The sequence below is a fragment of the Streptomyces sp. NPDC097981 genome (assembly GCF_040302565.1).
In the GTDB taxonomy this organism is placed as follows: Bacteria; Actinomycetota; Actinomycetes; order Streptomycetales; family Streptomycetaceae; genus Streptomyces.
This window is the reverse complement of sequence record NZ_JBEORW010000035.1, coordinates 1-12518: the sequence shown is the minus strand read 5'-3', so window position 1 is coordinate 12518 and position 12518 is coordinate 1. Positions and strand designations below refer to the sequence as shown.

Genomic DNA, 12518 nt, shown 5'->3' with positions numbered 1-12518 from the left:
CAGAATGAGCCGTACCACCCCGCCGCGGCCGGTCGACGTCACCGCGGTCTTCCCTCAACTGGCCCCGCTGGCACGTCCGGCGATCCGGTTGCATCCCCGCCCCGGGTCTCCGACACCGCACGACAGTTCGGTCGGCGGGCCACTGCTGTGGCCCGCCGGCGAGCCGTGGCCGCACTGCGACGAGTCACACGACCAGATGAACGACCTGTACGAGGCGTACGGGGTGTACGCCGGCGAGGACCACGAGTGGCACGACGGTCCGAACCCCATGGTGCCCGTGGCCCAGCTGTACGTGCGCGACGTACCCCTGCTGCGGCCGCCCGGCCGGGCCGACCTGCTCCAGGTGCTGTGGTGTCCCTTCGAACACGATCCGGACTACAAGCCTCCGACCGCGCTGTTCTGGCGGTCCTCCGCCGAGGTCACCGACGTCCTCGCCGCGCCGCCCGGCCCTTTCGCCGTGGAGTACGACGGCTACGTACCGCGGCCGTGCGTGCTCGCGCCGGAGCAGATCACCGAGTACCCCATGGACGTGAGCAAGGAACTGCAGCAGCAGCTGCGGGACTGGAGCAACTGGCAGGCGGCCGGAGCCGCCGTGGACAGCTCCTGGGCCCCCTACCCGGATGCGTTCTACGAGAGCCAGCTGTCCGTTGCCCCGGGCTGGAAGGTCGGCGGCTGGCCCCGGTGGGGCCTCACCGATCCGATCGCCCGCTTCTGCACCGCCTGCGACGCCAGGATGGAGCCGCTGCTGACGATCGCCTCGTGCGAATGGGACAGCAGCAACACGGGCTGGGTCCCGTACGAGGACCAAGCCCTCGGCTCGCTCGACGACGCCAGTGCGGCGAACCCGCCCGAGGTCCAGGTCTCCAGGAGCAACCGCCTGCAGCTCTACATCTGCCCGGAGTCCCCGGACCATCCGCACACCGACCTGATCCAGTGAGCCCACCGCAGCGCTGAGCAGTGCCGCCGTCGACCCGACCGTCTCAGCTTGACTCCGTCGGGGATCTTGGAGTTTTCCGGTGCGCCGGCGTGATCAGCGGGCGTGCTCGGGGCTGTCTCGAAGACCGATGCGGTTGCCGCCTGTCGACTGCCGGAACGCCTCCACCGGCACGGGCCGGGTTACCGGCCCGGCCCGCAGGCCGAGGCACTGCGGCAGATCGTCGTGCTGAACTACTGCCGCGACGCGGCAGGCCGCCTGCGCCGGCGCACCGCCGCCGACGGCGGCCTGCCGCCCTCCGCCTCGGCCGGTCGTCTCCCCCTACGACACCACGGCGTGCTCCGTCCGACTTCCACATCGACTTCGACCGCCGGCCGGTCACCTGCCCCCGGGGCCAGGTCAGCAGGGGCTGGCACGGTGACATCCGTCACTGCACGGTCCGGTTGGTGAGGGGCTGTTGTGAGGCGGTCGGTGGTGCAAACAGCGCCTGGACGGTTTCGGTGGCCGTCTCTCGCAGCCAGGTGTGGGCGCGGTCGTCGTCGTAGCGCTGGTGCCACAGCAGGTACAGGGGGACGTCGGGCAGCGGGAGTGGCGGCGGCAGTGTGATCAGGCCGAGTTGTTCCCGAGCCGTGCGGGTGACCGCGTTGGGGAGGGTGACGACCAGGTCGGTGTCGAGGGCGAGTTGCAGTGTGAAGGCGGCGGTGGGCCCGGCGGCGACGACGCGTCGTTCGAGGCCGCGTGTGGTCAGGGCGTCGTCGATCGGGTCGCGCAGGCTTCCGCGTCGCGAAACGGTGAGGTGTTCGGCGGCCGCGTACCGCTCGATGCTCAGCGGGCCTTCGGTGAGGGGGTGGCCCGGTCGGACGGCGACGACCAGGCGGTCGCTGCCGACGAGGCGGTGGCGGATGTCGGGGAGCGTCGGAGCGCTGGAGCTCGATTCGAGGTCGACCTCACCCCGGCGCAGCTCGGGGGTGTCCGTGCCGGGTTCGGCGGGCAGGCGCAGCCGGACGCCGGGGGCCTGACGGTGGACGGCGGTGATCAGGGCGGTGCCGCAGGCGGCGGTCAGGGCGTCGTGCCAGCGCACGGTGAACACCCGGTCCAGAGCTGCCAGGTCGAGTTCTTGCTGCGCGGACAGGAGTTGGTGGGCCTGCTGTACGAGGGCGTGGACCTGGGCGCGCATGGCCAGTGCGCGGGTGGTGGGGACCATGCTGCGGCCGGTGCGGACCAGGATCTGGTCGCCGGTGGCTTTGCGGATGCGGCCCAGGGAGCGGCTCATCGCCGGTGCGGTGACGTGGAGGCGTGCTGCGGCGCCGGCAACGCTGCCCTCTTCCAGCAGTGCGTCCAGGGCCGTGAGCAGGTTGAGATCCAGTTGCATGCCAGTAACTCTACGAGTGAATAGCATGCACTTGTTGTTAATGATCGGGGGGCCTACCTTCGAAGTGCAGGCGCGAGACAAGCCGCCCGCACACATCGAACTCAGGGAGCCCACCATGAGCACAGCCATGCCTTTCGCCGCCGACACGACGCTCCTGTCCGACGTGACAGCTGCGGTGAAGACCGCCGGCGTCACGCTGCGCGAGCGCCACACCTCGCACGCCCGGGGCGTGAGTCTGGACGAGGTCGTCGCTGAGATCCACGCCAACGACGACGCGGTGCTGGACGTGCTGCGGGAGCCGCTGCTGCGGGCCCGGCGGGGATCGCAGTGGGCCGAGGACGAGCTGGCAGGCGGTGCGCTTCCGTCAGGGGAGTGGTGGGTCGTCGACCCCGCCGAGGGCAACATCAACCACGTTCACGGCATGGAGGACTGGGCCGTGACCGCCACCCTGGTCCGCGACAACCAGCCGGTGCTCACAGTCGTCCACCTGCCCCTGACCGGCGACACCTACACCGCTGTCGCCGGCGGCGGTGCCCGCCTGGGCGGCCGGCCCCTGAAGGTGTCCGCCAAGACCGATCTGGGCGCCGCGCTCGTCGGCACCGGCCAGGCCAGGCCCGGCGAGGACGAGCGCACCTTCCGGCGGATCGGTGACTCGGTCACCGCCATGCTCATCAACGGCCTGGTCGTACGCGTGTCCGTTCCCGCCACGATGCAGCTCATCCACGTCGCGGCCGGACGCACGGACGCCTTCTGGCAGTTCTCCGACGTCCGCTCCGGCCTGGTCGCCGGCGCCCTGCTGGTCTCCGAGGCCGGAGGCGCCGTCACCGACCTGGCGGGCGAGCCCTGGAACACGGGCAGCCGCGACTTCCTGGCCGCCGCCCCCGGCATCCACACCGCCGCCCTCAAGGTCCTGTCGCCGATCGCCTGACCCGACACCTCCGCTCTGCCCACCTCACACCGCAAGGAGCACCACCTCATGACCAGCATCGGCATCCTGGGCGCCGGCCGCGTCGGAACCAACCTCGCCGGCAAGCTCTCCGCAGCCGGACACCGTGTCACCCTCGGTGTCCGGAACCCGGAAGGGACCGCAGCCCTTGCCGCCGGCCTCGCCCCGCAGATCGCCTTCGCCGACCAGCGCACCACCGCCCGCACCGCGGACATCGTGATCAACGCGACGCCCGGCGAGAGCTCCCTGGACCGCCTGGCAGGCCTGCGCACCGAGCTCTCCGGAAAACTCCTCGTCGATGTCTCCAACGCCGCCCGCGACGCCGATGACGGCCTGCCGGGCGACCTGTGCCATCCCGGCAGCAGCCTCGCCGAGCAACTCCAGGCCGCCCTCCCCGACACCCATGTGGTCAAGACCCTCAACACCATGCTGTTCATGGTCATGACCGCTCCCGAAACCCTGGCCGTCCCACCGACCGCCTATCTCTCGGGCGATGACCAGAACGCGAAGAAGACCGTCACCGGCCTGCTCGGCGACCTGGGCTGGCAACCCTCATGGATCGAGGACCTCGGCGACATCACCACAGCCCGCGCCACCGAGGCCATGATCCTCGTGGTTCCCCACATCCTGCGCCGACACGGCTTCAAGCCCTTCGCCGTCTCCCTCGCCCGCTGACCCACCGCTCGTGATCCGCCGGTTGGCTTACTCGTCCGAGCCCGCAGCCGACGGCGGTACCTCAAGGACGAAGAAGAGGAAGCAGGGTCCGGTCGAAAGGGCATGGAAGTCGTCGGGGAACAGCTCACGGGCGGCTGGGTCGGGCTGTGGCTCGCTGATGGTGGAAAGACGGAAGCCGGCGGTGGTGAAGGCATCAGTCATCGCGTGCAACGGCCTGCGCCAGAACCTCATTGGGACGGACTGCCCGTTGAACGTCCAGTCGAAGGCATAGCTGGTGGTCGCAAAGTAGTCAGGCCGGGGATCCTGGATCGTGTAGGCCACGAAAGGGTGGTCCACCGACGCGATCAGCCGGCCGCCGGGCCTGACCACTCGCCGCAACTCGGCCAGCGTCGGCCCCCAGTCCTCCAGGTAGTGCAGCACCAGCGATGCGACCACGTCGTCGAATGCACCGTCGTCGAACGGCAAACGGTCGCTCAGGTCGACCACGTGCAGGGCCACGTCGTCACCCAGCCGCCGTCTTGCCAACGCCAGCATCCTGGCGCTGGCGTCGATGCCGGTGACGACCGAACCCCGGTCGCGCAGTGCAGCGGCCAGGGCGCCTGAGCCACAGCCGGCGTCCAGGATCCGACGGCCGGCCACGTCTCCGGCGAGGGCCAACATCCCGGGCCGCTCGTAGTACGCGTTCACGAGGCTGTTCTCGTTCTCCGTCGAGTACGCCTCGGCGAAACTGTCGTAGTCATTCACTCGGGCCGGATCTGCAGACTCGGCGAGACTCTCGGGCACATCGGTCAAGCGATCCATCGTCGCAGCCTAGTAGTCACATGATCCGCCGGACAGGCCCAAGGCCTGGGGGTCGGTGAGGGCCAGGTGTTGTCGGCGTAGTCGCAAGGTCTTCGACGGCGGTTGCGGCGCTGGCCGTTGCGGCGGTCTTGGCGCTGGCGGGTTGCAGCGCTGCGGGCGGGGGGCCGGACCGAAGCCGGCGGGCCCGGGCTCGTCCTCGGGATCCGCGGGTTCCGGGAAGGCGGACCCGAGGAAGGGGGATCCGGGGAAGGGGGGCTCGGTCCTCGGCCGGGACGCAGTGGACGGGGACTTCCGCAAGGCCCTCACCAAGGCGGGCCTGGACCCCGCGAAGGGGATGACCACCTCCACGCCCAACGGCGTGAAACGCCCGGACATGCTCGACTGGATCGCCGTCGTGACATCCGGCGAGGCCGAGCAGGCCCTTCCCAAGATGGGGGCCGAATCGGAGCGCGCGGGCTGGAAGCCGGCCCGGGTGGAAGGCAACGTCCTCACCTACCGGAAGTCAGGCTGGAGCCTGCTGGCCTCCAGCCTGGCCGACGGCACGCAGCTGGCCAATGTCCCCGAAGGCAGCAGCATGATCCAGCTGAATGCCCACCAGCTCGACGGAGACGAAGGCTGACACCGCCCGGCACCGGAGGCGGCCGGAGACTTCGTGGGAGCGGGCGCCCAAGGACCCGCCAGCCGTGACCACCGCCATGAACGACGGTCGGCAGGCCGACACCGAACGCCGCCGCACCCGCGTGCTACCGCCATCAGCACCGCCCGACGCGACGGAACCCCACTGACCGCCTCGGCCATCGCCCGTACCGCCCGCGTCGACCGCACCTTCCTCTACAGTCACCGCGGCCTCCTGGATGCCCTCCGCACCACCGCCCACGAACCAGGAGCGAAACGTTGAGCTGACCCAGGCATTGGAGGAGCGGCAGGCCGAGCTCGACGCCGCTCGGTCCGCGAACCGTGATCTGACTCGGGCCCTGAACCAGCTCAGGTAGCCAGAAGACCTGCTCCGGCGGGGTGCTCAGGGCCCGCGCGGGATGTTCGTCTGCGTGAGCACGGGGGTGACCTTGACGTAGCCGTCGCCGGTTGTCAGGAGCTGTGGGGCGTCACCAGGCCTGATTCGTAGGCGAGGACCACGAGCTGGGCGCGGTCACGGGCCCGGAGTTTGGTCATGGCCCGGTTGACATGGGTCTTCGCGGTCAGTGGGCTGATCACCATGCGGGCCGCGATCTCGTCATTGGACAGGCCCTGCGCGACCAGGACGACGGCCTCGCGTTCGCGGCAGGTCAGCTCCTCCAGAGGCTTGTCAGTGCCGCAGGAGGTGGGGGGCGACTGGGTGACGTACCGGTTGATCAGCTTGCGGGTGATCGAGGGTGCGAGGAGGGCGTCGCCGCGTGCGGCCACGCGTACGGCGTGCAGGAAGTCCTCTGGGAAGATGTCCTTGACGAGGAATCCGGCGGCGCCGGCCGGAGGTTGACGTCGGTGGGCGCCAGGTCGCGTTTCGCGATCCGCACCGTCGCCTCGGAGCCGCCCTTGGACTGCGGGTCGGCGGGGACACAGGTCCTGACCGTGAGCCTCCGTGGTGCTTGAGGACGGTGAACACCGAGCCGGGCGGCTTGCCGATCCCTCTCGAAATGACGCTGATCGACTCGCCGGACCTCCACCGCCGCCACAGGTCGGCCTTCATCTCGTCCGACATCCCCGGCCGACCCAGTCTCGCCACTTGTACCGCCCTCAACCTGCACTGTTGCTCTGACCGGTTGAATCTAAGGTCGCTTTTTCAGGATCTCGATCGTCTGCTGCTGCTCGCGGTTCTCCCTGCGCAGCCGCCGCAGTTCCTCGCGCTCCGCGCTGGGCAGCTCGCCCGGGGCGCCCTCACCTGGTCGGCCTTGGCCCGGCGGTACCAGCCGCGCAAGGACTCCGAGCTGATGCTGAGTTCCCGGGCGACCGCGGTGACCGTCTTGCCCGAGGAGTCGACGAGCGCGATCGCGTCCCCCTTGAACTCCTCGGTGTACCGCTTCGTGTACTTGCTTCCCACCTGGTGTTACTTCCTCTGGAACCTCAGGCCCCAGTCTCCAGGTGTCCACGATCAAGGGGAAGCTTCAGGTGTGCGCTGGACCGTGAAGGCGGACACGCTCACCGCGGGCCCTGGCCACGCTGTCGACGACGTCGTGAACGCTGCTGTCCGGGCCGCGATCACCCGCCTGGTTCAACAACACGAGGTTGACTTTGATGCCTACGCGGGCTCGGTCTACTTCATGATGCACGGCGTGCGGGGCGAGGAACGGGCCCGTGAACTGGCGGCCGCACTCCACGCCGCGCTGTACGGGGATCTGGAACCGCTGACCAGTGCCGTCCCGGTGTCTTGAGCCGATCTCACGGACCCTGCACCACTGCATTCCGTCAACCTCACGCCCCCGGCGGGCCATGGCCCGCCGGGGGCGTGAGGTTGAGGGAGGGTGTCTGTGGCCGCGGCAAGTGGTGGGGGGATCAGGCGCTCAAGCGGGCGCCGACGTGCCGTGCGATGCAGCGCAGTGGGCGTAGCCGGCCTACCGGTTGTTTCGCCGATGGCGTCGGATGCCTGCCAGGGCGAGTACGCCGACGACCGAGGCAGCGGCTGCGGCTGTACCGGGGTAGAGGAGCGTGCGAGGTCCGGTCTTCTTTCCGGCGAGCGTCACGGTTGCTGTGCTCGTCCGTTGCACTGTGCCGCTCCGCAGCGTCAGCTTGGCTTTCCATGGGCCGTCGGGCAGTCCTGGATCAAGGGGGACGGTGACGGTGCCCCTTCTGTACGGGGCGAGTGTGACGCCCGAGGGTGCACGGAAGGGGCGTGCGCTGATGCCGCCGGGGCCGTTACGAAGGTCGAGTGTCCCGTTCAGGTCCACCGCTCGCCTGCCGAGGTTTCGGACGATGGCGGTGACGCCGGGACGGCCCTGTTTGTCCCGCGTACCGTGCATCTCCTCGATCTTGAAGTCGGAGACGGGCTCTCCGCCGGGCCCGATGTCCAGGTAGGTCCGCACGCCTACGCGGGTGACGCTGGCGATGTTGTGGGTGGCGTCCGCCGCCGCGCTGCTTTCGGCCCAGACGACGGCGTAGCGTTCTCCGGCCTGCGCGGTCCGTGGCACATTGATCGTGATCTCGGCCTTGGCCCGTGAGTGCGGGTCCAGGTCCGCTCTTGCGGGGCTGACCCGGATCCACCGGGTCAGCTCGTTGGCCGTGCGCTTCGGGGCGAAGGTGAACCCGTTGTTCTTGATGCCGGCGGCGGCTGCATACAGGTCGATGCTGCGGGGGGCGGACGATTTGTTGGAGATCTCGATCTTGCGCTTGATCGTGGTGCCCGGCTTGAGGTGGTCGACGATGTACGTCCGCGCGCGTGGGTCGTTGCGCCGTGCCACGGGGGCTTCGAGGAGCCGGATGCCCATGAAGTCCCCCTTTGGGTCCGCGGCTGCGGCAGAGGTGATGCCGGCCGGAGCGAGGGCCCCCAGGGCGATCGCCGCCGCGGCGAGGGCCGCGGCGGCGATCAGAGCGAAGATCCGGTGTGGGGGCGCGGGGTTACGCCACAGAATGGGTCACCGTCCCGGTGTAGGTGCCGGCGACCGCGGCTGCGGGCACGGCGACGTCCAGGGTGGGGTTCCACTTGACCGAGTTGTTGCCGGAACCGCTCGTCTTGCTGAACGCGGTCCGGGCGGAAGCGAGCGTTCCTGCCGTTCCCGGGGTGAACGGTCCGTTGACCGGGTCGATAGCGGCTCCGGGGGTGTAGGTCACGGCGCTGCCGGTGATGGGGCTGCCGCCGGGGGTGGTGAAGGGGTCGGTCAGGGAGACGGTGGCCACCCAGCTGGCGTCGGCCAGTGAGCGCTCGTCCGTCACCGTGACCTGGCCGAGCTGTCCGGTGGCGGTGCCGCCCGGAGTGACCGTGCTCAGGGTGGCCGATGTGGGAACGGCGACGGTCAGGCCGTCGGTGGCGCTGACCTCGAAGGTGACCCCCGTGTCCCCCTGGTCCGGGGAGGCCGCCTCTCCCAGCGGTCCGCCGCCGACGGTGAGGAGAGTGGGGCTGGCCGTGTCGGTGGCGGTGTTGATCACCGACACGTTGTCTGAGCCGGTATTGGTGATGTAGGCCTTGGTCCCGTCCCCCGTGAAGGCCACCCCGCTCGGGCTGGTACCGATGTTGGTGGTGATGGTGGAGGAGACGGCGTCGGTGGTGGTGTTGATCACCGAAACGCTGTTCGAGCCGTAGTTCACGACGTAGGCCTTGCCACCGTTGGGAGCCACGGCCACCCCTCGGGGGGCAGTGCCGACCGTGATGGTGGAGCTGACGGCGTCGGTGGCCGTGTTGATCACCGACACGTCGTTCGACGTGTTGTTCGTGACGTAGGCCTTGGCGCCATTGGGGGTCACTGCCACCGTGGAGGGATTCGCGCCGACAGCAATGGTGGAGCTGACGCTGTCCGTGGTGGTGTCGATCACCGACACGCTGTTGGCATTGAGGTTGGCAACGTAGGCCTTGGCACCGTTGGGAGTCACGGCCACCCCGATGGGAGTGTTGCCGACAGTGATGGTGGTGCTGACACTGTCGGTGGCGGTGTCGATCACCGAGACAGTGCCGTCGAGGGTATTGACCACGTAGGCCTTCGTGCCGTCAGGGGTGACGGCCACCCCTCGGGGTTCGTCACCGACGGCGATGGTCGCGCTGACGGTGTTGGTGGCAGTGTTGATCACCGACATGTCGTCGGAGCCGCTGTTCGTGACATAGGCCTTGGTCCCGTTGGGAAACATCGCCACCCATGTCGGAGCCGTGCCGACAGTGATGGGCGTGGCGCTGACGATGTCGCTGGTGGTGTCGATCACCGAGACGGTGCCGTCATCGGAATTGGCCACATAGAGAAAGTCCGACGGGTCGGCGGCCGCAGGAGGCACAGCCACCATGGACAGGGCCAGCGACGCCAGCGCGATCAGGCCCACCATGCCTCGCCGCCTGGCCGGTACGGCCCCCCTCCTTCGCCGTCCGAACCCTCTCCCAGGCCGCCCTTCGGGGCGGTCACCCACTCCCGGCTGAAAACCGCAATGTTCGAGCACGGAGACCTCCGCGTCCACGAAGACTGGCGCCCGGGTCCACCGTGGCGCCGAGATCATCTGCGATGACTCGAAGATCACCTTATGGACGTTGCCACTGCACAATAGCCGCAACAGCTCGTGTCGCTCTATTCGTATATGAGCAATAAGTCCCGTGACACTCCCTGTGGGTGGGGGAACCGTTGCCCGTGATCGGCGAAAGCCGGAACCAAGGAGGCCCCCTCCGGCGGGGGTTCACGCCACGACGGGGAGGACGCGGTGCTTCACGCGGGTGACGGTCGGGGAGTCGATCACCCGCGTGCGCTCGAAGGTGAGATCGGGCGTGACCTTCTCCTCGTAGCGTGGAGTCGTGACCAGAGGGGAAGTTGAGGGTCATGGCGGGGAAGAGGCGCTCGTACGACGCGGAGTTCCGCGCGGGGGCGGTACGGATCGTGGCGGAGACCGGGAAGTCGGCTGCGGAACGACTTGGGCGAGGAGGGCGTTGGAGCGCTGGTCGAGACCGTCGAGGAGCTGGTGGGCGAGTGCGAGCTCGTCATCGGCGCGGTCGGGGTCGGCGAAGGACAGCGCGAGGGCAAGGCGGACCTGCGTCATCGCGCGCTCGCCGGCGGCTTCGTGCTGCTCGGCTTCGGCTCGGCCGGCTTCGAAGGCGGCTACGGCCTGGGCGGTGTCCGCGTGGGACCAGTGGACGTCGCCGAGGACGCGGTGGTGGCGGCCCTTCCAACCGAGAGTGGGGACGGCGGCCAAGGCGGTGGGGAAGTCACCGGCCAGCCTCGCCAGGTTGGCAAGGCCCCGGCGGGCCTTGAGCGCGAGACGGCCGTCGGCTTCGACGACCTGCTGCATGCCGGTACGGGCGGCGTCGTTCTGGCTGAGGTCCTTGTGGGCCTTGGCCCGGTAGTACAGGGCCATCTCGGTCAGCTCGGCGGGCAGCAGACCGGTGTCGAGGACGGCGGTGAGGCGGTCGGCGGTGAGCTGGCGGTGCTCGCGCTGGCGGCGGGTGATCGCGGCGAGGAGCTCGGCGACGGCATCGGCGGGCTGTCCGGTGCCGGATCCGCGGGGGCGGGCAGGGTGAGTGCCTGTTTTCGATCCCAGGTTTTGAGTAGCTTTGTGCCCTAGGCTGGCTGAGTGTCCGAGGGCGTCAGGCAGGCTGTGGAGCGTGCGTGCGAGGGGTGTGGGAGTCGGCTGAGGCCGGACGCTCAGCCTCGGGCAAGGTTCTGTTCCACGGCGTGTCGTGCCAGGCGGTGGCGTCGTGACCTGCGGTTGCGTAAGCGGGTGGCTGCCGAACTGGGTGGCGCCGGCAGAGCCGAGTGCCCCGAGTGCGGGAGCACTTGGGTCGCGGGGGTGGATCGCCGTTCGAACGCGGTCTTCTGTTCACGGCGATGCGTCACGAGGGCCTGGCGGGCCCGAAAGGAATCGTTCGGCGAACGGTCACAGTGACCGCAACGCGAACGCACCCGAATCACATCTTCGATCAGAGGCCGGTCATTTTCGGTCGATCGTTGTGATCTTAGGATTTCCGGTCCGACTCTCGGTCGAGAGGCGGGCTGCGTCTTGCCACGGTCCCAAGTGCCGTGCCACGGCCCGTGGTTGAGGGTGAGAAGCCCATGACTGAAGAGATCAACGACACCGACAAGGTCGGCAGTGTCAGCGCGAACCGGTACGCGGAGATCGTGGCCGAGCTGCGGAAGCTGGTGGAGACCGCCAGCCGCATCCAGTTCACGGTCGGCGACTACGCGCTCGAGGTCGAGCCGATGCGCGAGGCCGGCGGGCAGGAGCGGAGCGACTCGCTGTTCACGGTCAAGGAGTCGCTGTTCCGCCTGGCCGAGGACATCGGGCTGTCCTACAAGACGGTGGACAAGGCCCGGTGGACCGCATCGAAGTGGCCGAAGGACCGGCGGGTGACGGGCGTGTCGTTCACGGTCCACGTCATCCTGGCGTCCATCGCCGAGGAGGAGGAACGGTTCACCGCGATCCTCAACCCGCCCGAAGGCAAGTCCCGGTGGACGCCGGACGAGGCGAACCGGCGGGTCGGCCGGCAGGTCGTCAAGCCCGTGACCCCGCAGGAGAAGGTCAGCGCGATCCACACCCTGGCCCAGGACGAGGAGGTCGCCGCCACCGTCACCGGTGATCTGCTGCGGCGCCCGGACGTGGTCGCGCAGGTCAAGGACGAGGACAAGGTCCGGGCGGTGGAGGAACTGACCCGGGAGGACAAGGTGGCGGCGGCTGTCGCTCCGGACTTCCTGCGCCGCCCCGCGGTCGTCGCCCGCGTCGCCAAGGCGGACAAGGTGAGGGTCGTCGAGGAACTGACCCGCGACGAGCACGTCGCCGCCGAGGTGACCACCGGCCTGCTCCGGCGCCCGGACGTCGCCTTCCGGGCGATGTCGGACGCCACCGCCCGCCACCAGGTCAACCACGCCCAGGTCGAACGCGGGCGGCAGGCCCGCGAGCACTTCGAGGAGACCAGCCCCGTCGCCCCGGCGATCCGCAACATCGACCGGTCGGTGGAGTTCCTGGACCTGGTCACCGCCTGCCACGCGTTCGTCGCGGCGTCCGGCCGCGTCGTCCCGGGCCTGCGCGACCGCCAGCTCGGCGACGACGAACGCACCATCGTGCACGAGAACGTCGCCCGGGTGAGGGGCCCGTTGACTGAACTAACTCCTGTGTTTTGGCAGGTCAGGAGCAGTTTCTGCTAGCTTCCCGCCATGGTTGATCCGCTGGGTCCCGGACGG

Annotated in this window: 10 protein-coding genes and 3 pseudogenes; 6 read left to right on the top strand and 7 right to left on the bottom strand. The window is 69.3% G+C overall.

Annotated features, from left to right (window positions below; translation table 11 throughout):
* Positions 1–4 precede the first annotated feature (4 nt).
* Positions 5–937 carry a YwqG family protein gene (locus ABTY04_RS28695; RefSeq protein WP_352216300.1) on the top strand — a complete coding sequence of 311 codons (933 nt, stop codon included), beginning with the start codon at positions 5–7 and terminating at the stop codon, positions 935–937.
* Between the two features lie 424 nt (positions 938–1361).
* On the opposite strand, the gene ABTY04_RS28690 is transcribed toward ABTY04_RS28695, so the two are convergent.
* Entirely contained in the window at positions 1362–2306 is a 945-nt protein-coding gene (locus ABTY04_RS28690) for a LysR family transcriptional regulator (protein ID WP_352216299.1), read from the bottom strand.
* Between the two features lie 115 nt (positions 2307–2421).
* Between ABTY04_RS28690 and ABTY04_RS28685 the strand changes: the two genes are divergently transcribed.
* Both ABTY04_RS28685 and ABTY04_RS28680 read left to right on the top strand, forming a co-directional pair.
* Entirely contained in the window at positions 2422–3234 is an 813-nt protein-coding gene (locus ABTY04_RS28685; protein ID WP_352216298.1) for an inositol monophosphatase family protein, read from the top strand.
* Between the two features lie 48 nt (positions 3235–3282).
* A complete protein-coding gene (locus tag ABTY04_RS28680) occupies positions 3283–3927 on the top strand; it encodes an NADPH-dependent F420 reductase (protein WP_352216297.1) in 645 nt (214 codons plus the stop codon).
* 27 nt (positions 3928–3954) lie between these two features.
* Here ABTY04_RS28680 and ABTY04_RS28675 read toward each other — a convergent pair whose 3' ends face one another.
* On the bottom strand, positions 3955–4728 hold the full coding sequence (locus ABTY04_RS28675; RefSeq protein WP_352216296.1) for a class I SAM-dependent methyltransferase: 774 nt from the start codon (positions 4726–4728) through the stop codon (positions 3955–3957).
* Positions 4729–5005: 277 nt separating this feature from the next.
* Here ABTY04_RS28675 and ABTY04_RS28670 point away from each other — a divergent pair, with 277 nt between their 5' ends.
* Positions 5006–5347 carry a hypothetical protein gene (locus tag ABTY04_RS28670; protein ID WP_352216295.1) on the top strand — a complete coding sequence of 114 codons (342 nt, stop codon included), beginning with the start codon at positions 5006–5008 and terminating at the stop codon, positions 5345–5347.
* A 467-nt stretch (positions 5348–5814) separates the two neighbouring features.
* Here the strand turns inward: ABTY04_RS28670 and ABTY04_RS28665 are convergent.
* From ABTY04_RS28665 to ABTY04_RS28645, 5 genes and pseudogenes are all read right to left on the bottom strand, one after another.
* Positions 5815–6192: pseudogene (locus ABTY04_RS28665) on the bottom strand (response regulator transcription factor); the annotation flags it as partial.
* A pseudogene (locus tag ABTY04_RS41230) lies at positions 6138–6296 on the bottom strand (IS21 family transposase); the annotation flags it as partial. The pseudogenes ABTY04_RS28665 and ABTY04_RS41230, both read right to left, overlap by 55 nt.
* Before the next feature lie 59 nt (positions 6297–6355).
* Positions 6356–6412, bottom strand: a pseudogene (locus ABTY04_RS41225) (hypothetical protein); the annotation flags it as partial.
* 862 nt (positions 6413–7274) lie between these two features.
* Positions 7275–8144 carry a peptidase gene (locus ABTY04_RS28650; protein WP_352216292.1) on the bottom strand — a complete coding sequence of 290 codons (870 nt, stop codon included), beginning with the start codon at positions 8142–8144 and terminating at the stop codon, positions 7275–7277.
* A 130-nt stretch (positions 8145–8274) separates the two neighbouring features.
* Positions 8275–9684, bottom strand: a complete 1410-nt coding sequence (locus ABTY04_RS28645) for a beta-propeller fold lactonase family protein (protein ID WP_352216356.1) — start codon at positions 9682–9684, stop codon at positions 8275–8277.
* Positions 9685–10257: 573 nt separating this feature from the next.
* Here ABTY04_RS28645 and ABTY04_RS28640 point away from each other — a divergent pair.
* Positions 10258–10905 (top strand): hypothetical protein, encoded by a 648-nt coding sequence (locus ABTY04_RS28640; protein ID WP_352216291.1) that lies wholly within the window; start codon positions 10258–10260, stop codon positions 10903–10905.
* Positions 10906–11393: 488 nt separating this feature from the next.
* Positions 11394–12482, top strand: coding sequence for a DUF6192 family protein (locus ABTY04_RS28635; RefSeq protein WP_352216290.1), 1089 nt, complete (start codon positions 11394–11396; stop codon positions 12480–12482).
* Positions 12483–12518: the final 36 nt, after the last annotated feature.